The sequence below is a fragment of the Planifilum fimeticola genome (genome assembly GCF_003001905.1).
Lineage (GTDB): Bacteria > Bacillota > Bacilli > Thermoactinomycetales > DSM-44946 > Planifilum > Planifilum fimeticola.
Window position 1 is genome coordinate 60,819 of record NZ_PVNE01000002.1, and the last position, 20,980, is coordinate 81,798.

The following is a 20,980-nucleotide window of genomic DNA, read 5'->3' on the forward strand; positions in this document are numbered from 1 at the left end:
GCGCCCCGCTTCTCACCTGATCGACGCACGGGCTGTTGACAGGTTTCATCGCGGATGATTTCGATGTTGAGTGTGGGCGTGGTGTCCGCACTTTTTTGTTTTCAATTCCCCCACGGAGGTGGCAGGTTATCAGCAGGGAACATCAAGTCAATGAAGCGATTCGTGCTCGCGAGGTTCGCGTGATTGGCCCCGATGGGTCGCAGTTGGGTATCAAGCACATCAAGGAGGCGCTTCGGCTGGCCCAGGAGCACGACCTCGACCTGGTCAATGTCGCTCCTCAGGCGAAGCCCCCGGTGTGCCGGATCATGGATTACGGAAAGTACCGCTATGAACAGAGCAAGCGGGAAAAAGAGGCCCGTAAGCGGCAGAAGATCATCCAGGTGAAAGAAATTCGCTTCAGCCCGTCGATCGAAGAGCACGATCTGCAGACCAAACTGCGCAATGTGAAGCGGTTTTTGCAGAGCGGAGACAAGGTGAAGCTGACCATCCGCTTCCGCGGACGGGAAATCACCCACCAGGCGCTGGGAAGAGCGATTTTGAACCGGATGGCCGAGGAAGTGAAGGACCTCGGCGAGGTGGAGCGCCAGCCCCGCCTGGAAGGGCGGCAGATGATCATGATTTTGACCCCGAAACAGCAGTCTTGAGGAGGAAACACGATGCCGAAGATGAAGACGCGTCGAGCGGCAGCCAAGCGGTTCGACAAGACGGGTACGGGCAAGATCAAGCGCAACCGCGCCTTTAAAAGCCATCTGCTCGAAGGAAAATCGTCGAAGCGGAAGCGCCGACTCCGCAAAGGCGCTTTGATGAGCAAGGGTGACGTCAAGCGGACGCGCCAATTGATCGCCTATAAATAAGGATTGAGTATCGGTCGAGTTGGGAGGGATATCTGGTGGCACGAGTGAAAGGCGGATACGTGACACGGCGGCGGCGCAAAAAGGTGCTGAAGTTGGCTCGTGGCTACTTCGGCTCCAAACATGCGCTGTTCCGCACGGCGAAGCAGCAAGTGATGAAGTCCTGGATGTACGCCTACCGCGACCGGCGTCAGCGCAAGCGCGATTTCCGCAAACTGTGGATCGCCCGCATCAACGCGGCGGCGCGGATGAACGGCCTTTCCTACAGCCGGTTGATGCACGGATTGAAGCAGGCCGGTGTGGAGGTCAACCGGAAAATGCTGGCCGAGTTGGCCGTCAACGATTCGAAGGCCTTCTCCGAACTGGCGGAACTGGCCAAGCAACAAATCAAGGCGTGATGAACGAAGCCGGGAGAGTTCTCTCCCGGCTTTTGTCATGAGGGCGTGCCTTTTCACAGCGGGCCTGCCGGCATTCAGGCCAAGTCCATCAACATGAATTCGGCGCCTTCGCCGGTGGAGACGGTCAGCTCGAACAAACCGGTGATCCGCGCGGAATCCCCTGCCTTCATCGGGTGCTCTCCATCGACGGAAACCGCGCCGTCGATGACGAAGAGATACATTCGCCGCCCCGCTTCCTGGCGGTGATGAATTTGGCGACCTGCCTCCAGTCGGGAGAGATAGACGGTTACGTCCTGGTGGATGTAGAGAGCCCCTTCGGCCGGGCGTCCGGAAACGACGGGCAGGAGACGATTTCGCTTCTGTTCGGAGGGAAATTTTTTCTGTTCCCAGGAAGGGGTCAATCCCCTTCTCTCGGGCAAAAACCAGATTTGCAGAAAGTGGACGGGCTTTTCCTCCGAAGGGTTGTATTCCGAGTGAATGATGCCCGTTCCCGCTGTCATCCGCTGGACCTCTCCGGCATGGAGCAGCCCCCGGTTGCCCAGGCTGTCCCGATGTTCCAGGGTGCCGTCGATCACATAGGTCATGATCTCCATGTCGGCGTGGGGATGTTCGCCGAATCCCCGCCCCGGCTGAACGGTGTCGTCGTTGAAAACCCGCAGGGCGCCGAATCGAATGTTGTTCGGATCATAGTATTCGGCGAAGGAAAAACTGTGGTAGGTGATCAGCCAGCCGTGGTCCGCCTTGTATCGCTTTTCGGAAGGTATGATCCGGATCATGGGCAAATGTTCCCCCCTTTCAACCCAGTATATCACGGGGGGATTGGTGTGACCCGGAGGAGGGACGAAGGAGGTTCCTCCGTCCTGCCAGGGCTCAGCCGGGAACCTGGGAGGGGTGGATCTTTTTTTCGGGCTTTTTGCCCCAATAAGAGGCCAAAAGGGAACCGGAGATATTGTGCCAGACGCTGAAGATGGCGCCGGGCAGGGCGGCGATCGGATTGAAATGGGCGGTGGCCAGGGCGACGGCCAAACCGGAATTCTGCATTCCCACTTCCACCGAGATGGCCCGGCAGCGCGCCTCGTCCTGCCTGAGGAGGCGGGCGGCGAGGTACCCCAGGGCCAGGCCGGCCAGGTTGTGCAGCATCACCGCCAGGAAGATGATCGGGACGGCAAACAGCTGATCGGCGCCGTTTGCGATGATGCCGGCGACGATGATGATGATGGCGAGGACGGAGACAGCCGGCAGGGCGGGTGTCGCCTTCTTCACGGCGACCGGGAAAAAGCGTTTGACCAGTATCCCCAGGACGATGGGGACAATCACCACCTGCACGATGGACAGAAACAGCGACCAGGGTTCAACGGGCAACCACTGGTTGGCCAAGAGCAGCATCAACAGCGGAGTGAAAATGGGAGCCAACAGCGTGGAGACGGTCGTCATGGTGACCGAAAGGGGCACGTCTCCCTTGGACAGGTAAACGATGACGTTGGAGGCGGTTCCGCCGGGGCTGGCTCCCACCAGAATCATTCCCGCGGCCAAATCCGGGGGCAACCGGAAGAGCAAGGCGATCAGAAAGGCCGTTCCGGGCATGATGATGTATTGGGCGGCGATGCCGATCAGAACCGGAACGGGCTGCTTCAGGATGAGGCGGAAATCGCCGGCCGAAAGGGTGGTTCCCATACCGAACATGACGACTCCCAACAGGAGCGGGATCCACGGACTGATCCCGGTGAAGGGGGACGGAAAGAAATAGGCGATGCATGAGACGATCAGCAACCAGAGGATGAAGTAACGGTCGATCAAACGGAGTACGGAGAAGAAGGGCGACAAAACCGGATCCTCCTCTCTTGTCTTCGGGATGGGGTCAGTGATAGACGCGTCAGAACAATATTTCGAATGATTGAACAGATTATAACACACAACTGCGCAGAATCGCACGATTTGAATCCGGATTTATCCGCAACCCTCTATCTTCGCTTCACGATGGCCAGCACCGCCGACAGGGTGAACAAACCGAACAGGCAATAAACAGCAATATATTCCACAGGGATCTGTTGTCCGGGAGATGTCGCCAAGGCAAGCACCAGCGCGCCGACGCCGGTCAGGACGAGCAGGGTGTAGAGGGCTGCCTGCCTCGCATTTTGCCGGATCCGCTCATCGGTTTCCGGGGTGCCGTCTTTTTTGCGGAGGAGGTGTCTTGCGAAAAAATAGAGCAACATGCCCGTCGTTGCGCCGAAGGCGGAAGACCATCGCACCTCTCCCTTCACCGCCATGATGATGGCCATGCCCGCGAACATGCCCAGAATGGTGTACAACCACTCGCGCTTCATCACGTCTTCCTCCTCTTGACCTCCCGGGGCTCTTTAGATGCTCTTTAGATTTTGTCAATCTATCTTCGCTTCACGATGGCCAGCACCGCCGACAGGGTGAACAAACCGAACAGGCAATAAACAGCAATATATTCCACAGGGATCTGTTGTCCGGGAGATGTCGTCAAGGCGAGCACCAGCACGCCGATGCCGATCAGGACGAGAAGGGTGTAGAGGGCTGCCCGCTGCGCATTTTGCCGGATCCGCTCGTCGGTATCGGGGGTTCCGGTTTTTTTTCTGCGCAAATGTTTCAGGAAGAAATAAATCAATACCAGGATTGCCAAGCTGACGAAGGAGATCCATTCGAATCGGTTTGTGATCAACATGCCGATGGCGGTTCCCGCACCAAGCCCCAATAGGGCGTATAACCACTCGCGCCTCATTCTCCGTTCTCCTCCCACAGAAAGACTTCATCCACCCGCTTCCCGAAATAGCGGGCGATCCTGAAGGCCAGTTCCAGACTCGGATGGTATTTGTGCCTTTCGATGGCGATCAGGGTTTGCCGGGTGATCTGCAGATCCCGCGCCATTTGGATCTGGGTCACGTTCTTCTGCTGTCTGAGCTCCCTGACGCGATTCTTGATCACTGGAAATCCCTGCCCGGAAATGGAATGTAAAACATCTTTTACATTATGATATCCCGGGGGAGTAAAACCTGTAAAGGGTACCGTAGCCGTTGAAGACACGGTATCGCATGATGCAATCAGCAGCGGTTTTTGCCCGACCGAATCCCGTCATCAAGCACCGGTGGTTGCTTTAGGCGCAGGGAGTTTGACCGCCGGTTTCCGGAGGAGTGTTCGTCCTGTCGCTGTGTTTCCCGGTATCAGTCCATTCTGGAGATTAAGTCATATAAAAGCCCAACGGTTCATAAGGCTGGGACAACCGGGGGTCTTCAAGTCCACGGTTCCCGCCGAGAATTTTCCCGGTAGTGACAGATGCGAATTTTTGTTATACACTGGTGGGCAATATCTCATGAATTTGCGGAGGGAGGATCGACATGCGCAGCGACCAGATCAAGAAGGGGATCGATCGCGCCCCACATCGCAGCCTCCTCAAGGCGACGGGCCTCAAGGACGAGGACTTTGACAAGCCCTTTATCGGCATCTGCAATTCCTTCGTGGAGATCATACCCGGCCACATCCATCTGCAGGAATTCGGGAAGCTGGTGAAGGAGGCCGTCCGCGAAGCGGGGGGCGTCCCCTTTGAGTTCAACACGATCGGAGTGGATGACGGGATCGCGATGGGCCACATCGGCATGCGCTATTCGCTGCCCAGCCGCGAGCTGATCGCCGACTCCCTGGAGACGGTGGCGCTGGCCCACTGGTTTGACGGTCTGATCTGCATTCCCAATTGCGATAAGATCACGCCGGGGATGATGATGGGGGCGATGCGGGTCAATATCCCGACGATCTTCATCAGCGGCGGTCCGATGGCCGCCGGACGGACGCCGGACGGCCGGACCGTCGATCTGTCCTCGGTGTTCGAAGGGGTGGGGGCCTACCATTCCGGAAAGATCGATGAGCGGGAGCTGAAGATGCTGGAGGACTTCGGCTGCCCCAGCTGCGGCTCCTGCTCGGGGATGTTCACCGCCAACTCCATGAACTGCCTGGCGGAAGCGCTGGGACTGGCCCTCCCCGGAAACGGCAGCATCCTGGCCGGCACGAAGGAACGGGAGGAGCTGGCCCGTCAGGCGGCGCGTCAGATCATGGCCCTGGTGGAGGCGGATCTGAAGCCCAGGGACATCGTCACCCGGGAGGCCCTGGACAACGCCTTCATCCTGGATATGGCGATGGGCGGATCCACCAACACGGTGCTGCACACCATCGCCGTCGCCCACGAGGCGGGGGTGGAATATCCCCTGTCCCGACTGAATGAGCTTTCCGAACGGGTTCCCCACCTGTGCAAAGTGAGCCCCGCCGGCCAGTGGCACATGGAGGATGTGCACCGGGCGGGAGGAATCAGCGCCATTCTGAAGGAGCTGAGCCGCGTCGACGGCCTTCTCCATCTGGATGCGAAAACGGTCACCCTGAAAACCCTGGGGGAAAATATCGCGGACGCGACGATCAAGGACGAAGAGGTGATCCGCCCCCTGGAGCGGGCCCACAGCCGGAGCGGGGGGCTTTCCATCCTGTTCGGAAACTTGGCGCCGGACGGGGCGGTCATCAAGACGGGAGCGGTGGATCCTTCGATCCGGGTGTTCCGGGGGCCCGCCGTGGTCTTCGATTCCCAGGATTCGGCCATCGCCGCCATCGCCCTGGGGAAAATCAAACCGGGAGATGTGGTGGTGATCCGTTACGAAGGGCCCAAAGGGGGGCCGGGCATGCCGGAAATGCTCTCGCCGACCTCCGCCATCGCCGGAATGGGGCTGGACAAAGAGGTGGCGCTGATCACGGACGGCCGCTTCTCCGGGGCGACGCGGGGGATCTGCATCGGCCACGTGTCCCCGGAGGCGGCGGAGGGGGGACCGATCGCCCTCATTCAGCCGGGGGATATGATCGAGATCGATTTGCCGAACCGTCGCATCCACCTGGACGTCCCCGAGGAGGAATTAAAGCGGAGGCGGGCGGCCTGGGTGGAACCGGAACCGAAGGTGAAGGGCGGATATCTCAGGAGGTACACCCGGTTGGTCACCTCCGCCAGCACCGGTGCGGTTTTCCGGGAGGTCTAGGGCCGCGAAGGCGGGGAGATAAAAATTTACGGTTCTAAGAAGGGCTTCCGGCTCATATACAATGAACCAAATCGGTGCGTGAAAGAGACCGCCGCCTCCACACTCGCGCATCGCGGAAAAAAATTTTTCGAAAGACGGTTGACAACGGTGAAATTACCTGATTATAATAACACCTAAATAATCAAACAGGTAATGCAAATCAAATAACGGGGAATGGTTGGAAGGGTGCCTAGGGTTCCGCCCGCTTGCGGGGTCTGCGACCGAGCGGCACCAGCATTCCGGCGGGAGGCCGGGATGTACACCGTGAGGATAAAAGCCTCTGCGGCAGGTTCTGACCTGAAGCTTTACGGGACAGGTTGGCGCTTGCAGGCAGGGGTTTGTTGTTATTTAAAAACTGAATCGATTTAAAGCGATGAAGAGGACAACAAGCGATCCGTCACCGTGTCACAGAGAGTTCCGGATGGGTGAGACCGGAATCGCGGCCGGACCGCTTTCTCCCCTCGGAGCTGGGCGCCGAAAGGCGGCGCGATGCCGCGCGAGTAGGCCGTCTCCGGTTGTCGCCGTTATCCGACGGGGTGCGACTCCTCGCACCCGCAGAGGCCGACTCCCGCGAGGGAGCGGCGAAGTTGGGTGGTACCGCGAACCTTTCGCCCCAATCGAGGCAACATTAGTGGACTCGTGTGGGGGTGGAAGGTTTTCTTTTTTCACTATCACTGAAGGAGGTTCGATCAAGGTGCCTCACCCGGCGATCGCGACGGAGGATCGACAGGAGAAAGGGACGGAACAGAGGGAGCTGACCGGATCGGAGATCCTGCTCCGCTGCCTCATCAGGGAAGGGGTGGACACTATTTTCGGGTATCCCGGCGGAGCGGTGTTGCCGATCTACGATTCCCTGTATCACGAAGAAATCCGCCATGTATTGGCCCGTCATGAGCAGGGGGCGATCCACATGGCCGAGGGATATGCCCGGGTCACGGGGAAACCCGGTGTCGTGATCGCCACCTCCGGGCCGGGAGCGACCAACCTGGTGACCGGAATCGCCAATGCGCAGATGGATTCCATTCCCCTCGTCTGCATCACGGGCAATGTTCCGCAAAACCTGATCGGCACCGATGCGTTTCAGGAGGCGGACATCACCGGGATCACCATGCCGATCACGAAGCACAACTATTTCGTGACCGATGTGAGGGATCTGGCCCGGGTGGTGAGGGAGGCCTTCGTCATCGCGTCCACGGGCCGCCCGGGGCCGGTGCTGATCGACATTCCCAAGGACGTGTCCAACGCGAAGACTTCCCTGGAGTTTCCCGACAAGGTTTTCATCCGGGGATATCAGCCGACCACCGATCCCCATCCCCTCCAGGTTCAGAAGCTGCACGCGGCCATTTCCGAAGCGGAGAGGCCGGTCATCCTCGCCGGGGGCGGCGTGGTCACGTCGGGGGCCGATCAGGAGCTGAAAGCCTTCGCCGAGCAGGCGCAGATCCCCGTGGCCACGACCCTGATGGGCATCGGCGGTTTTTCCGGCCAGCATCCGCTTTGGATGGGCATGCCGGGGATGCACGGGACGTATGCCGCCAACCACGCCCTGCTGGAATGCGATCTGTTGATCGGCATCGGCGCCCGTTTCGATGATCGGGTGACCATGGGTCGCCTCGACAAGTTCGCGAAGGGGGCGAAGATTGCCCACATCGACATCGATCCGGCGGAGATCGGCAAAAACGTGGACGCCTATATCCCCATCGTCGGCGATGTGAAAAAGGTGCTCCAGGCGGCATTGGATGGTCTCCCCCGGAGCCGTTCCGCGGATTGGCTCAGAAGGATCGAAGAGTGGAAACGGCAATATCCCGTCACCTTCCGCCCGTCGGAGAAAACCTTGAAACCCCAGTGGGTGATCCGCCATCTTTACGAAACCACCGGCGGCGATGCCATCGTCACCACGGATGTAGGTCAGCACCAGATGTGGGTGGCCCAATATTTCCGCTTCGCAAGGCCCCGTTCCTTCATCACCTCCGGCGGCCTCGGAACGATGGGATTCGGCTTTCCGGCGGCTTTGGGGGCGCAGATCGCGAATCCCGACCGGGTGGTGATCTGCGTGACCGGGGACGGGGGATTTCAAATGACCGCCCAGGAACTGGCGATCGCCGCCCTGGAAAATATTCCTGTCAAGGTGGCCGTCATCAACAACCGGTGCCTCGGCATGGTGCGGCAGTGGCAGGAGGTGTTCTACCAGGAGCGGTACAGCGAAGTCGATCTCTCCGGCAGCCCCGACTTCGTCAAGCTGGCTGAGGCCTACGGGGTGAAGGGGCTCCGGGCGCGGACGGAGGAAGAGGCGAAACGGGCGTGGCAGGAGGCACTCGCCCATCCCGGACCCGTCGTAGTCGATTTTGAGATCGATCCCGCGGAAAACGTCTATCCGATGGTGGCGCCGGGATCGGGACTGGATGAGATGATCATGGGGGATGAAGAGGCATGAGGCACATTCTGTCCGTACTGGTCAACGATCAACCGCGCGTTCTCGCCCGGGTGGCCAATCTCCTCGGACGCCGCAATTTCAACATCGAGAGCATCAGCGTCGGAGAGTCCGAGGAGCCCGGCTTGTCCCGGATGGTGATCGTCACCCACGGGGATGAGCGGACGATGGAGCAGGTGTCCAAACAATTGCACAAGCTGGTCGACGTGATCAAGGTGCAGGACCTGAGCTCCCACCCGGTGGTGGCCCGGGAACTGATGCTGGTGAAGGTAGGTGCGAATCCCTCGACGCGGACAGAGATCGCGGGCATTGTTGAACCCTTCCGGGCGTCGGTGGTGGACGTGGGGAGCAACACCATCATGGTGCAGGTCACCGGAGACCGGGAGAAGCTGGACGCCCTGCTGGATCTGCTTCGCCCCTACGGGATCAAGGAGATCGCCCGGACCGGGGTGACGGCCCTGCCCCGGGGGCCGATCAAAGTCCCCTCGTGATCGGGGACTTTCAAGGGGAAGCTTCCGCCCTTCGCGGCGGCTCTGATACAACACACCACATTTTATCTGGAGGGATTTGGGATGGCGAAAATGTATTACGAGAAGGATGCCGATCTGAAAGCGCTGGAGGGAAAAACGGTTGCCGTGATCGGATACGGGAGCCAGGGACACGCCCAGGCGTTGAACCTGAGGGACAGCGGAGTCGACGTGGTGGTCGGCCTTCGCCCGGGAAAATCCTGGGAGCAGGCGGAAAGGGACGGCTTCGCGGTTTACCCGGTCGATGAAGCGGTGAAGCGGGCCGATGTGGTGCAGATTCTCCTCCCGGACGAAGTGCAGACCAAGGTGTACAAAGAGCAGATCGCGCCCCATCTGAAACCCGGTTCCGCCCTGTTTTTCTCCCACGGCTTTAACATCCATTTCGGTCAGATCGTCCCCGACCAATCCGTCGACGTGGTGCTGATCGCCCCCAAGGGGCCGGGCCATCTGGTGCGGCGGGTTTATACCGAAGGCTTCGGCGTCCCGGCGCTGATCGCCGTCCATCAGGACGCCACCGGAGAGGCGATGCGGATCGGATTGGCCTACGCCAAGGGAATCGGAGCCACCCGGGCAGGGGTCATCGAGACGACCTTCAAGGAAGAGACGGAGACGGACCTGTTCGGTGAACAGGCGGTGCTGTGCGGCGGTGTGACCCAATTGATCAAGGCGGGCTTCGAAACCCTCACCGAAGCGGGTTACCAGCCGGAGATCGCCTATTTCGAATGTCTCCACGAATTGAAGCTGATCGTCGATCTGATGTATGAGGGCGGTCTGTCCGGCATGCGCTACTCCGTCAGCGACACCGCGGAATATGGCGATTACGTGAGCGGCAAACGGGTGATCGACGAAGGAGTCCGGGAGCGGATGAAACAGTTGCTCAAGGAGGTCCAGGACGGTTCCTTCGCCAAGCGCTGGATCGGGGAAAACGAGCGGGGACGTCAGGAATTCAACCGGATGAGGGAAGAGGAGAAGAACCATCCCATCGAGCAGGTGGGTTCCAAGTTGCGCGAGATGATGGTTTGGGTCGATGGGAAGAAAAAAGAAACCGTCAAATCATAACCTGGGAGGGTGTCGCCCCATGCGGACCGTAGAGATCTTTGATACCACGCTTCGGGACGGAGAGCAGTCGCCGGGAGTCAATCTGAGCACGTCGGAAAAGGTGGAGATCGCTCTCCAGCTGGAGAAGCTGGGGGTGAATTCCATCGAAGCCGGCTTTGCCGCCTCTTCGCCGGGAGATTTCCAATCGGTCCGGGCGGTGGCGAAGGAAGTGAAGCAGGCGACGGTGGTCAGCTTGTCCCGGTCCGTGGAAAAGGACATCGATGCGGCCTGGGAGGCGCTGAAGGAAGCGGAATCCCCGTGCGTCCACGTCTTTTTGGCCACTTCTCCGATCCATCGAAAACACAAGCTCCGCATGAGCAAGGAAGAGGTCCTGGAGAATCTCGATCAGGCCATCCGGTACGCCAAGCGGTTTTTCCCCAAGGTGGAGTTTTCCGCCGAGGACGCGGGGCGGACGGAGATCGATTACCTCTGCCAGGTGGCGGAGCGGGCCATCAAGGCCGGGGCGGATGTGCTGAACTTCCCTGACACGGTGGGTTATCTTACTCCGGAGGAGTACGCCGACATCTTCATCCAACTGCGCCGGCGGGTTCCCGGCATTGAAAAGGTCCACCTCAGCGCCCACTGTCACAACGATCTCGGCATGGCCGTGGCCAACACCCTCGCCGCCATCCAGGCGGGGGTGGATCAGGTGGAGGGAACGATCAACGGGATCGGCGAAAGGGCCGGAAACGCCGCCATTGAAGAAGTGGCCATGGCGCTGAAGACCCGGGAGTCCTACTATCAGGCCGCCACCACCCTCAACCATCGGGAGATCGCCCGTACCAGCCGCCTGGTGAGCAAGCTGACCGGGATGTTCGTCCCCGGGAACAAGGCGATCGTCGGGGCAAACGCCTTCGCCCACGAATCGGGAATTCACCAGGACGGCATCCTCAAGCATCAGTCCACCTACGAGATCATCCGGCCGGAGACGGTCGGCTTTGAGAAAAGCCGGCTGGTGCTGGGTAAACATTCGGGACGACACGCCTTCCGGGATCATCTGAGCGCTTTGGGTTACCGTCTCACCGACGAGCAGGTCAACCAGCTGTTCGCCCGCTTCAAGGAGATGGCGGACCGCAAGAAGGAGATCACGGATCAGGACCTGATCGCCCTCGTGGAGGAGAAGTGGGGGGAACCGAAGGCGGAAGCGTATGCGCTGGAGTGGGTGCAGCTCTCCTACGGAAATCAGTCGGTTCCCACCGCATCGATCCGGCTGCGTCATGCGGAGACGGGGGAGCTCCTGGAAGAGGCGGCCTGCGGCAACGGTTCCCTTGACGCAATTTTCAAGGCGATCGATCGCATCACCGAAGAAGAGGTGGAATTGGTCGATTGCAAGATCGTGTCCGTCACGCGCGGCAAGGATGCCCTCGGGGAGGTGTATGTGCAGCTCAATCAGAACGGGCTCACCGTTCAGGGGCGGGGAGTGAGCACGGATATCCTCGAGGCGGGCGCGCGGGCCTATATCGACGGAATCAACCGGCTGATCCAGCGTCGTGGAGAGAAGCCTTCCGCAGAGAAGGAGAAGATGGGAGTTTCGTTGGGATAGGAGAGAGGGAAACCGAGAACGTGTTCGGCGGGAGGAACAGACGGAGGAGAGCGTGTGGCCGGGGAAAGGCCCGGCACGCGCTTCCTCCTCATCCCACAAGAGATCAAAAGGAGAGGAAACCATGGCGAAGAAAATTGCCGTTCTCCCGGGGGACGGGATCGGGCCGGAAATCGTGGATGAAGGTGTCAAAGTCCTCCGGGCGGTGGCGGAGAGCTTCGGTTATCGCTTTGCGTTCCGGTTTGGAATGGTGGGGGGCGGGGCGATCGACCGGGTGGGAACCCCCCTCCCGCAGGAAACCTTGGATTTATGCCGCGATTCGGATGCGGTGCTCCTGGGGGCGGTGGGCGGCCCCCGGTGGGACGACAATCCGCCCGAGTTGCGCCCGGAGAAGGCGCTGCTGAGTCTTCGGAAGGAGCTGGGGCTGTTCGCCAACCTGCGTCCTGCCATGTTGTTTGAGGGCATGGAGCAAAGTTCGACCCTCCGTCCGGAGGTGCTCAAGGGCGTGGATCTGATCGTCGTCCGGGAGCTGACCGGCGGCATCTATTTCGGGGAAAAGAGCCGGGAACGGCTGGAGGAGGGCGAGCGGGCGACGGACACCCTGGTTTATCACGAGTGGGAGATCGAGCGGATCGTCCGGCGCGCCTTTGACATCGCCCGCGGACGGCGGAAGCGGGTCACCTCCGTCGACAAGGCCAACGTTTTGGAGAGTTCCCGCCTGTGGCGTTCCGTCGTCAACCGGGTGGCTGAAGATTACCCCGACGTCGAGCTGGAACACATGCTCGTGGACAATTGCGCGATGCAGGTGGTCCGAAAACCCTCCCACTTTGACGTCATCGTCACCGAGAACATGTTCGGGGACATTCTGAGCGATGAAACGGCCATTTTGACCGGATCGATCGGGATGCTTCCCTCCGCCAGCCTCGGCGACGGTTCCTTCGGCCTGTACGAGCCGGTTCACGGTTCCGCCCCGGATATCGCCGGTCAAGGCGTGGCCAATCCCGTTGCCACCATCCTGTCTGTGGCGATGATGCTTCGTCACTCCTTCGGATACGAAGAGGCCGCGCGGGCCGTCGAACAAGCGGTCCGCTCCGTTCTTGCCGCCGGTTACCGGACGGCGGATTTGGCTCCATCGGGCGATTTGGCCATCGGCACCGAGGAATTCGGTGACCGGGTGGCGGAGGCGGTCCGGCGTCACGTACCGTCTTCCTCGACGACGGTGCCGCTGGAGATTGTGTTGTAATTTCCCGACTAGTCAACCCCTTGCCTTCGGGGCCCTGCTGAAAAAGGGCCCTCTTTTTTATGGAGGGGGGTCCCTATATATAATGAAGAAATTCATCCGGAAACCCAATCCGTCCGCGTCGTGTCCATGATCGCCGTCACACCGGACGCGGCAAATTTTCACGGTTTTGTGACCGCGATGCAGTTGGAGGATCCGCCATGATATACTATGTTTGATAGAAATCCATCCCACAAGGTGAAACAATCCATGGAAAAGACCAATCATCAGACGGGAAACGCCAGGCAGCGAAACTACACCCCCTGGGTCGTCACCCTGTCGATTGCCATCAACCTGATCGTGGCCGTTCTGTTTTTCATGCCGAAGGCGGATCGCTTCGATCACTGGGACCTCACCTTTCTGCCCATGTTGAACGCGATTTTCAACAGCTTTACCACGGTTTTTCTGCTGGTGGCTTTGTACTTCATCCGCCGGAAAAACGTGAAGATGCACCGCCGGTTCATCCTGGCCGCCTTCACCACGACGGCGCTGTTTTTGGTCACATACCTGATCTACCATTCCCTGGCGGAATCGACGTCTTACGGCGGCGAAGGAGTGCTGAAGGCCGTCTATTATTTCATTTTGATCACCCACATCGTCCTGGCGGCGGTGATTGTTCCCCTGGCCCTCTTCACCCTCGCCTGGGGGCTCAATATGCAGTTGGAGAAACACCGAAAAATCGCACGCTGGACGATGCCCCTGTGGCTATACGTCAGCATCACCGGCGTCCTGGTGTATCTGATGATCTCTCCCTATTACTGACGCAAAAAGAAACCTTCCTGGCTCCGTCGGGGGAGCGCCTGACGAGGCGCTCCCCTTTGTCCGGAGAGGAAGCGCCGGTGAAGTTTCATCCTCGGCTCCAGCAAAGCCTTTCGCCCAGCGGGAAATCTTTTCCGATCTCCCGAAAAAACCTGATGTTCTTGCATCGGGACAAATCTCCAATTGTTATTGCATTAAATTTTCTAATTAAATATAATGTTTTGATAGAACCATATTTTTCTGCCGGACAAAAAGGCGTAAAGGGGCTATACCTTTCGAGGATTATCGGGAAAGGGGAGTCGAACGGGTGAATCGGAACCTGTGGGGACAGTGCCTGTCCGAATTTGTCGGTACGTTTATCCTGATCTTCATCGGGTGCGGTGCGGTGGCCGGTTGGGTGCTGAACGAACTGTCCCTGGATCTGTGGGGGATTTCCTTCATCTGGGGACTGGCCGTCGCCATGGCGATCTACATTACCGGACCGGTGTCGGGGACGCACATCAATCCGGCGGTGACCGTCACCATGGCGGTTTTTCGCGGTTTTCCATGGAAAAACGTGATTCCCTACATCGTCGCCCAGATGGCGGGAGCCTTCGCGGGCGCGGCCGTCGTCTACTTCTTTTACCGGCATGCTTTCGCTCAGTTTGAAGCCGGTCAAAACATTGTCCGGGGTTCGGCGGACAGTTTGGTTACCGCAAAGGTATTTTCCACCTATCCGGCTCCTTACCTGTCCAATTGGGAGGCCTTCTTCGTCGAATTTGCCATCACGGCCCTCCTGCTGATGGTGATCCTGGCCGTGGTCGATGAACGGCACCCGCTGTTGTCGGCGCTGAAAAACCTCGGACCCCTGGTGATCGGGCTGACCATCGCGATGATCGGAGGATCCTTCGGCAGCCTGACGGGATTCGCCCTCAACCCCGCGCGGGATTTCGGGCCCAAACTGTTCGCGGCGTTGGCGGGTTGGGACAGCATTGCCCTGCCCGGCCCGGGAGCTTATTTCTGGGTGCCTTTGATCGCTCCCGTCCTCGGGGGCTTGTTCGGCGCGCTGGTGTATGACGGCGTCATCCGCCCGTTCCTTCAGCGAGAGGAGGAAGTGCCGGCCCAGGCGGATCAACAACAGCGTCCGCTGGACGCGTCCCGGTGAACGGCTGAAGTCGACGGAAGGGAAGGCGGCGCGGGAGGAAGAAATCCTTTGTAGCGGGATAAGGGGGGTTGATCGTGAAGGACCAGATGTACATGTTGGCCATCGACCAGGGGACCACCAGCTCCCGGGCCATTCTGTTCGATCGGCAGGGAGAGGTTCGGGGAGTTGCGCAAAAGGAGTTTCGCCAGCTCTATCCGAAACCGGGCTGGGTGGAACACGATGCGGAGGAGATTTGGGAAGTCACCCGGTGGGTGGTGGACCATCTGTTTGAATCCACCGGCGTTCGCCGGGATCAGGTGGCGGGCATCGGGATCACCAATCAGCGGGAGACGACGGTGGTTTGGGACAAGAACACCGGCAGCCCCGTTCACCACGCCATCGTGTGGCAGAGCCGACAAACCGCCGACATCTGCGAGGATCTGAAGCGACGGGGGCTGGAAAAAACCATCCGTGACAAGACCGGTTTGGTGGTGGACGCGTACTTTTCCGGAACCAAGGTGAAATGGATCCTGGATCACGTGGAAGGGGCCAGGGAAAAGGCGAAGCGGGGGGAATTGCTCTTCGGAACCATCGACACCTGGCTCCTCTGGAAGCTGACCGGAGGCAAGGTTCATGCCACCGATTTCAGCAACGCTTCCCGCACTCTGTTATTTAACATCCACACCCTGGATTGGGATGACGAACTGTTGGAAATGATGGATGTTCCCCGGGCCATGTTGCCGGAGGTGCGCCCGTCGAGTGAAGTGTACGGATATACGGACGAATCCGCCTTCGGCGGGGCGAGGGTGCCCGTCGCCGGGATGGCGGGGGACCAGCAGGCGGCCCTGTTCGGCCAAGCCTGCTTCACGCCGGGGATGGCGAAGAATACCTACGGCACCGGGTGTTTCCTGCTGATGCATACCGGCGACCGGGCGGTTCATTCCAACCACGGCCTTTTGACCACCGTCGCCTGGGGAATTGAGGGACGGGTGGAATACGCCCTGGAAGGCAGCATCTTCGTGGCGGGGGCGGCGATCCAGTGGCTGCGGGACGGGCTGGAAATCCTGAAAACGGCCAGGGAGTCGGAGGATCGCGCGCGCCGGCTGAATTCCAATGACGGGGTTTATCTCGTCCCCGCTTTCGTGGGGCTCGGAGCCCCCTATTGGGACATGGAGGCCCGCGGGGCGATCTTCGGCTTGACCCGCGGCACCACCCGGGATCATCTGGCCCGGGCCGCCCTGGAATCCCTGGCCTATCAGACGCGGGATGTGGTGGCGGCCATGGAGCAGGATGCCGGCATCCGCCTGCAGCAGTTGAACGTGGACGGAGGCGCCTCCCTGAATAATTTTCTGATGCAGTTCCAGTCCGACATTTTGAACGTGACGGTGAAACGTCCGGTGGTGAGCGAAACCACCGCCCTGGGGGCGGCCTATCTCGCCGGATTGGCCGTCGGTTATTGGAACGACCGGAAAACGATCCAGGATAACTGGGCAGTGGATGCGGAATACCGTCCCCAAATGGCGGAAGAGGAGCGGGAAGCCCTCTATCGAGGATGGCGGGATGCCGTGAGCCGGACCCTCTCCCGCAGAGAGGTGAAGGTTTGAATCCTTCATCCGGAAAAGAAGAAGCGGGTTCCGATAGAACCCGGAGGAAAAGTTGGGAAGCATGCCCCTTAAAGACGCATTGCGGCTTTAAGGGGTTTTTTCATCTCCGAAGGGGACGCGCGACGGAGGATTTTGTCTCGGGAAATTAAATGGGGCCCCTGTGAATTTCGGAACAGCACGAACCGACGGGTTCGATCCTGGCAATCGGAACGATCGGACTTGTCTGTTTCCGGTACAAGATTCCGAATGGTCGATTGATGATCTCATTTTCCTGTGAGATGATTGAATAGGGGCCCGGTTTGAACGGACCGGCTTCTTTTCTTCATGATTATTTGCACGTCGAATGAATCGGGAATTCATGCGGGGGTGATACATCCGGTGGAACTGCGCTACAATCCCCTTTTGGACGATTGGACGATGGTGGCCTCCAATCGAAAGAACCGGCCCAACCTTCCGAAGACGGATTGTCCTTTTTGTCCGGGTTCGGGCAAGGTTCCGGATGACTACGACGTTTATGCGTACGACAACGATTTTCCGGCGCTGATGCCGGATCCGCCGGATCCCGATCCGGTGGGTTCCTCCCTCTACCGGACCCGCAAGGCGGTGGGCAAATGCGAAGTGATCCTCTATTCACCCAGTCACACGGCCACCCTTCCGGAGCTTTCCGTGGATCACATCGAGAAGCTGGTCGATTTGTGGACGGAACGTTTCGTCGAATTGGGCAAGGATCCGAGGCATCAATACGTGCTCATCTTTGAAAACCGGGGGAGGGAATGCGGGGTGACGATGTTCCATCCCCACGGTCAAATCTACGCCTATTCTCACATGCCCCTGAAGATTCGCACCGAGCTGGAGAATTGCCGCAAACATTACGAGCGGAAAGGATCCTGCCTGATCTGCGACATGAACCGGGAGGAAAGGGCCTTCGGGGGGAGGGTGATCGCCGAAAACGACCATTTTGTCGCCTATCTTCCCTTTTTCACCGATTATCCCTACGGTGTGTTCATCGTCAGCAACAGACACAAAACCGCCCTCAGCGACTTTGACCGGGCGGAGAGGCGCAGCCTGGCGGATATGTTGCAAAAGGTGACCGGGGCGATGGACAACCTGTTTCACAAGCTGTTTCCCTACATGATGGTCCTGCACCAGCGGCCCGTCAACGGGGAGGATGTGGAGGACTACTATCATTTTCACATCGAGTTTTATCCTCCCCTTCGAGAGGCGGACAAAATCAAATATTACGCTTCTTCGGAGATGGGGGCCTGGGCGGCGTGCAATCCCCATTCCGTCGAGGAGTGCGCGGAGCAGTTGCGCGAAGCTTATCACCGCTTTATGCGGGAAGGGAGGCGGGTGTTCCGATGAAAAGCGTCGAGGGGCTGGAACGGGAATTTGTCCGCCTTTACGGCGCCGAGCCCGAACGGGTGTTTTTCGCCCCGGGGAGGGTGAATCTCATCGGGGAACACACCGACTACAACGGCGGGCACGTGTTTCCCGCCGCCCTCACCTTCGGAACCCTTGTGGCGGTTCGAACCCGGAAGGACGGCCGTTTCCGCCTGGCCTCTCTCCAATTTGCGAACCGGGTGGAGGTAGGGGAAGGGGACGTGGTTTATCGAAAGGAGGACGGATGGGCCAATTTCCCCAAAGGGGTGCTGCACCAGTTTCTTGAACGGGGAGTTCAGCTTCCCGGTTGCGACATGCTGTTCGACGGGGATGTCCCCCTGGGAGCGGGCCTCTCCTCTTCCGCCTCCATCGAGCTGGCTGCGGCGACGGCCGTTTCCGCCGTGAGCGGCCTCTCCTGGCCGATGACCCGTCTGGTTCGGCTGGCCCAGCAGGCGGAAAACGAATTTGTCGGAGTCAAGTGCGGGATCATGGACCAGTTCGCCTCCGGCATGGGGAAGGAGGACCACGCCATTCTTCTTCATTGCGACACGCTCAAGTACCGACATGTCCCCCTCCGCTGGGGGGATTATCGCCTTGTCATCGTTCACACCAACAAGTCTCGGGGGTTGGCCGGATCGAAATACAACGAGCGCCGGCAGGAGTGTGAAGCCGGACTGCGGGAACTGAGGCGGGAGTTTCCCGGTTTGACGTCCCTGGGAGATGTGCGTCCGGAAGAATGGGAACGGGTGCAGGGCCGGGTCTCGTCCGAGCGGTTGCGGCGGCGGATCCGGCACGTGGTGACGGAAAACAACCGGGTGCTCCGCTCCGCGGAAGCCCTCGAGTCGGGGGATCTGCTGGCTTTTGGTCGGTTGATGAGGGAGTCCCATCTCTCCCTCCAGAGGGATTACGAGGTGACCGGCCCGGAGCTGGACGCCCTTTTTGAAGAGGCAAACCGGGTGGAGGGATGCATCGGGGCGCGGATGACAGGAGCCGGGTTTGGCGGCTGCACGGTGAACCTGGTGCACCGGGATGCGCTGGAGAATTTCCGGTCACGCGTGGAGGAAGGATATCGCCGGCGAACCGGATTGACGCCTCTCTTCTATCATCCGGGAATCGGCGACGGAGCGAGAGAGATTCACAGGGGGGGAGAGTCATGGCGGTCCTCGTGACCGGCGGGGCGGGATATATCGGCAGCCATACGGTGTTGGAACTGATGGAGCAGGGAGAAGAGGTGGTGGTCCTGGACAACCTCCGAACCGGGCACGCGGGTGCGGTACGGGCCCCCGCCTTTTACCGGGGGGAGATCGGGGATGAAGCCTTGCTGGACCGGGTTTTTCGGGAACGGGAGATCGAAGCGGTAATCCATTTTGCCGCCTGCTCCCTGGTGGGGGAGAGCGGCAAAAATCCTCTTCTCTACTATGAGAACAACGTGGGTGGAACCCTTCGCCTGTTAAAAAAGATGGTTGAACACGGTGTGAAGCATCTCGTCTTTTCCTCGACGGCGGCGGTGTACGGCGAGCCGGAGAGGACTCCCATTTCGGAGACGGATCCGACCCATCCCACCAATCCTTACGGGGAGACCAAACTGGCCATCGAGAGGATGCTGAAGTGGTGCGATCGCGCCTACGGAGTGAAGGCCGTTTCCCTTCGCTATTTCAACGCCGCCGGCGCCCATCCCTCGGGAGAACTGGGCGAGGATCACGATCCGGAGACCCACCTGATTCCCATCGTGTTGCAAACGGCGTTGGGAAAGCGGGAATGCGTCCATGTGTACGGGAATGATTATCCCACAAAGGACGGGACCTGCATCCGGGATTTCATTCATGTGATGGATCTGGCCCGGGCCCACTGGTTATCCCTCGAGAAGTTGCGCCGGGACGGAGAGGGTGGGGTTTACAATCTGGGCAACGGGTCGGGATTTTCCGTCCGCGAAGTGATCGGGATGGCCCGTGAGGTGACCGGCCGCCCCATTCCTGAGAAATGGGCCCCCCGACGTCCGGGGGATCCGGCGATTCTGGTGGCTTCCGCCGAGAAGGCACGGCGGGAGCTGGGCTGGGAGCCCCGATATTCCCGGCTGGAGGAGATTCTGGAGACGGCCTGGAATTGGCACCGCCGCCACCCCGATGGATTCCGGACGGAGTCGGCGAATGTATAAAGTCCCGTGGAAAAAGCGCCCCTGCCTCAGCAGGGGCGCTTTCCGGGAACTAAGACAGCATGATGATTGCGGTTTTCAGGAATTCTCCTCTTCTTCGGCGGGTTTCACTTCTTTCACGTCCAGGACGCGGAAGCCCTTCTTCTCCAGCTCTTTCCGGATGTTTTCGGTGTGGGGCGTCGGCTCGATTTTCAGCAGGATCCGCCGACCCACCGCATCTCCGGCGTCGAAGGTGACGACGGTGATGATGTTGACGTCGAAGGGCTTGACGCATTCCATGATCTGCTCCATTTCGTGGGGGACGTCGATCAGGACGCCCAGGAGAAAGCGGACACCGGGAATTCCGTGACCGTAGGTGGTGGTCAGGACGGCTTCGATGTCGCTGATCTTGACGATTCCCAAAAAGGTGAAGCCGTCTTCGTCCACAACGGGCACAAAGGGATGATAGACGATGACGGGAAAGGTGTCCTCAAAATCGCTGTCGACGGAAATCGGGTCGATCAGGTAGAGGGCATCGGAGACCTTGTAGTCCTTGAGGGTTTCCAGGTTCTGCACGCCTTCTTCCAACAACGCCTTGAAGATATAGCGGTACCCGGTGATGCCGAGGAACAGGCCCTTGTCGTCCACCACCGGTACGGAGTCCAGGCCGTTTTTCTGAAGAATGTCAAGGGTTTCCTGCAGGCTGATGTCGGGGGTGACGGTCACGATCTCTTCCCGGGGCGTCAAGCAGTTGCGGATGAACATGACAGTTCCTCCCTTGTTGTCGCGATCA

At 59.6% G+C, this 20,980-nt stretch carries 21 protein-coding genes and 1 other annotated feature (1 of these 22 running past the window's edge); of the genes, 15 read left to right on the plus strand and 6 right to left on the minus strand.

The features are described from left to right. Window positions 1–103: a sequence feature (ribosomal protein L20 leader region), on the plus strand (it extends 14 nt beyond the left edge of the window). A 25-nt stretch (window positions 104–128) separates the two neighbouring features. Genes infC through rplT form a run of 3 tightly spaced genes read left to right on the plus strand, consistent with a single transcriptional unit; the run spans window position 129 to window position 1,249 of the window. After that, complete coding sequence (infC, locus tag CLV97_RS01715; RefSeq protein ID WP_211295656.1) at window positions 129–644, plus strand: translation initiation factor IF-3; 516 nt, start codon at window positions 129–131, stop codon at window positions 642–644. A gap of 12 nt (window positions 645–656) precedes the next feature. After that, entirely contained in the window at window positions 657–854 is a 198-nt protein-coding gene (gene rpmI, locus CLV97_RS01720) for a 50S ribosomal protein L35 (protein WP_106343803.1), read from the plus strand. Window positions 855–889: 35 nt separating this feature from the next. Next, on the plus strand, window positions 890–1,249 hold the full coding sequence (gene rplT / locus CLV97_RS01725) for a 50S ribosomal protein L20 (RefSeq protein WP_106343804.1): 360 nt from the start codon (window positions 890–892) through the stop codon (window positions 1,247–1,249). Window positions 1,250–1,323: 74 nt separating this feature from the next. Here rplT and CLV97_RS01730 read toward each other — a convergent pair whose 3' ends face one another. The 5 genes from CLV97_RS01730 to CLV97_RS01750 form a co-directional block, all read right to left on the minus strand. After that, window positions 1,324–2,025 carry a pirin family protein gene (locus tag CLV97_RS01730; protein ID WP_106343805.1) on the minus strand — a complete coding sequence of 234 codons (702 nt, stop codon included), beginning with the start codon at window positions 2,023–2,025 and terminating at the stop codon, window positions 1,324–1,326. A 94-nt stretch (window positions 2,026–2,119) separates the two neighbouring features. Then, window positions 2,120–3,073 carry a bile acid:sodium symporter family protein gene (locus tag CLV97_RS01735; protein WP_106343806.1) on the minus strand — a complete coding sequence of 318 codons (954 nt, stop codon included), beginning with the start codon at window positions 3,071–3,073 and terminating at the stop codon, window positions 2,120–2,122. A gap of 137 nt (window positions 3,074–3,210) precedes the next feature. After that, window positions 3,211–3,573, minus strand: coding sequence for a DUF2178 domain-containing protein (locus tag CLV97_RS01740; protein WP_106343807.1), 363 nt, complete (start codon window positions 3,571–3,573; stop codon window positions 3,211–3,213). Window positions 3,574–3,632: 59 nt separating this feature from the next. Beyond that, window positions 3,633–3,995, minus strand: a complete 363-nt coding sequence (locus CLV97_RS01745) for a DUF2178 domain-containing protein (RefSeq protein ID WP_106343808.1) — start codon at window positions 3,993–3,995, stop codon at window positions 3,633–3,635. Next, a complete protein-coding gene (locus CLV97_RS01750; protein WP_245891321.1) occupies window positions 3,992–4,198 on the minus strand; it encodes a helix-turn-helix transcriptional regulator in 207 nt (68 codons plus the stop codon). Before CLV97_RS01750 ends, CLV97_RS01745 begins: the two co-directional genes overlap by 4 nt. A 410-nt stretch (window positions 4,199–4,608) precedes the next feature. On the opposite strand from CLV97_RS01750, the gene ilvD reads away from it, so the two are divergent. The 12 genes from ilvD (at window position 4,609) to galE (ending at window position 20,211) form a co-directional block, all read left to right on the plus strand. Next, window positions 4,609–6,279 carry a dihydroxy-acid dehydratase gene (gene ilvD, locus CLV97_RS01755; RefSeq protein ID WP_106343809.1) on the plus strand — a complete coding sequence of 557 codons (1,671 nt, stop codon included), beginning with the start codon at window positions 4,609–4,611 and terminating at the stop codon, window positions 6,277–6,279. A gap of 733 nt (window positions 6,280–7,012) precedes the next feature. Beyond that, window positions 7,013–8,749 (plus strand): biosynthetic-type acetolactate synthase large subunit, encoded by a 1,737-nt coding sequence (gene ilvB / locus CLV97_RS01760; RefSeq protein ID WP_245891322.1) that lies wholly within the window; start codon window positions 7,013–7,015, stop codon window positions 8,747–8,749. Then, entirely contained in the window at window positions 8,746–9,237 is a 492-nt protein-coding gene (gene ilvN, locus CLV97_RS01765) for an acetolactate synthase small subunit (protein WP_106343811.1), read from the plus strand. Before ilvB ends, ilvN begins: the two co-directional genes overlap by 4 nt. A gap of 81 nt (window positions 9,238–9,318) precedes the next feature. After that, window positions 9,319–10,332 (plus strand): ketol-acid reductoisomerase, encoded by a 1,014-nt coding sequence (gene ilvC, locus CLV97_RS01770; RefSeq protein ID WP_106343812.1) that lies wholly within the window; start codon window positions 9,319–9,321, stop codon window positions 10,330–10,332. Window positions 10,333–10,351: 19 nt separating this feature from the next. Then, window positions 10,352–11,914, plus strand: coding sequence for a 2-isopropylmalate synthase (locus CLV97_RS01775; RefSeq protein ID WP_106343813.1), 1,563 nt, complete (start codon window positions 10,352–10,354; stop codon window positions 11,912–11,914). A 121-nt stretch (window positions 11,915–12,035) separates the two neighbouring features. Further along, window positions 12,036–13,154: a 3-isopropylmalate dehydrogenase gene (gene leuB, locus CLV97_RS01780; protein WP_106343814.1), complete on the plus strand. Its 1,119-nt coding sequence runs from the start codon at window positions 12,036–12,038 to the stop codon at window positions 13,152–13,154. 246 nt (window positions 13,155–13,400) lie between these two features. Further along, complete coding sequence (locus tag CLV97_RS01785) at window positions 13,401–13,952, plus strand: DUF420 domain-containing protein (protein ID WP_106343946.1); 552 nt, start codon at window positions 13,401–13,403, stop codon at window positions 13,950–13,952. Window positions 13,953–14,256: 304 nt separating this feature from the next. Beyond that, complete coding sequence (locus CLV97_RS01795; RefSeq protein WP_106343816.1) at window positions 14,257–15,093, plus strand: MIP/aquaporin family protein; 837 nt, start codon at window positions 14,257–14,259, stop codon at window positions 15,091–15,093. Between the two features lie 86 nt (window positions 15,094–15,179). Beyond that, window positions 15,180–16,676, plus strand: coding sequence for a glycerol kinase GlpK (gene glpK / locus CLV97_RS01800; RefSeq protein ID WP_106343947.1), 1,497 nt, complete (start codon window positions 15,180–15,182; stop codon window positions 16,674–16,676). 378 nt (window positions 16,677–17,054) lie between these two features. Continuing rightward, window positions 17,055–18,038, plus strand: coding sequence for a galactose-1-phosphate uridylyltransferase (gene galT, locus CLV97_RS01805; protein ID WP_245891323.1), 984 nt, complete (start codon window positions 17,055–17,057; stop codon window positions 18,036–18,038). After that, the gene (locus CLV97_RS01810) at window positions 18,035–19,225 is read left to right on the plus strand and encodes a galactokinase (RefSeq protein ID WP_106343818.1); all 1,191 of its coding nucleotides are present in this window, start codon (window positions 18,035–18,037) and stop codon (window positions 19,223–19,225) included. The genes galT and CLV97_RS01810 overlap by 4 nt, the downstream gene beginning before the upstream one ends. After that, window positions 19,210–20,211 (plus strand): UDP-glucose 4-epimerase GalE, encoded by a 1,002-nt coding sequence (gene galE, locus CLV97_RS01815; protein WP_106343819.1) that lies wholly within the window; start codon window positions 19,210–19,212, stop codon window positions 20,209–20,211. Before CLV97_RS01810 ends, galE begins: the two co-directional genes overlap by 16 nt. 75 nt (window positions 20,212–20,286) lie before the next feature. Here galE and CLV97_RS01820 read toward each other — a convergent pair whose 3' ends face one another. Next, entirely contained in the window at window positions 20,287–20,952 is a 666-nt protein-coding gene (locus tag CLV97_RS01820; RefSeq protein ID WP_106343820.1) for a CBS domain-containing protein, read from the minus strand. Window positions 20,953–20,980: the final 28 nt, after the last annotated feature.

Coding starts and splice junctions, on each gene's coding strand:
- rpmI (WP_106343803.1), top strand. CDS start 657: ATGCCGAAGATGAAGACGCGTCGAGCGGCAGCCAAGCGGTTCGACAAG.
- CLV97_RS01730 (WP_106343805.1), bottom strand. CDS start 2,025: ATGATCCGGATCATACCTTCCGAAAAGCGATACAAGGCGGACCACGGC.
- CLV97_RS01740 (WP_106343807.1), bottom strand. CDS start 3,573: ATGAAGCGCGAGTGGTTGTACACCATTCTGGGCATGTTCGCGGGCATG.
- CLV97_RS01745 (WP_106343808.1), bottom strand. CDS start 3,995: ATGAGGCGCGAGTGGTTATACGCCCTATTGGGGCTTGGTGCGGGAACC.
- ilvD (WP_106343809.1), top strand. CDS start 4,609: ATGCGCAGCGACCAGATCAAGAAGGGGATCGATCGCGCCCCACATCGC.
- ilvN (WP_106343811.1), top strand. CDS start 8,746: ATGAGGCACATTCTGTCCGTACTGGTCAACGATCAACCGCGCGTTCTC.
- ilvC (WP_106343812.1), top strand. CDS start 9,319: ATGGCGAAAATGTATTACGAGAAGGATGCCGATCTGAAAGCGCTGGAG.
- CLV97_RS01775 (WP_106343813.1), top strand. CDS start 10,352: ATGCGGACCGTAGAGATCTTTGATACCACGCTTCGGGACGGAGAGCAG.
- leuB (WP_106343814.1), top strand. CDS start 12,036: ATGGCGAAGAAAATTGCCGTTCTCCCGGGGGACGGGATCGGGCCGGAA.
- CLV97_RS01785 (WP_106343946.1), top strand. CDS start 13,401: ATGGAAAAGACCAATCATCAGACGGGAAACGCCAGGCAGCGAAACTAC.
- glpK (WP_106343947.1), top strand. CDS start 15,180: ATGTACATGTTGGCCATCGACCAGGGGACCACCAGCTCCCGGGCCATT.
- CLV97_RS01810 (WP_106343818.1), top strand. CDS start 18,035: ATGAAAAGCGTCGAGGGGCTGGAACGGGAATTTGTCCGCCTTTACGGC.
- galE (WP_106343819.1), top strand. CDS start 19,210: ATGGCGGTCCTCGTGACCGGCGGGGCGGGATATATCGGCAGCCATACG.
- CLV97_RS01820 (WP_106343820.1), bottom strand. CDS start 20,952: ATGTTCATCCGCAACTGCTTGACGCCCCGGGAAGAGATCGTGACCGTC.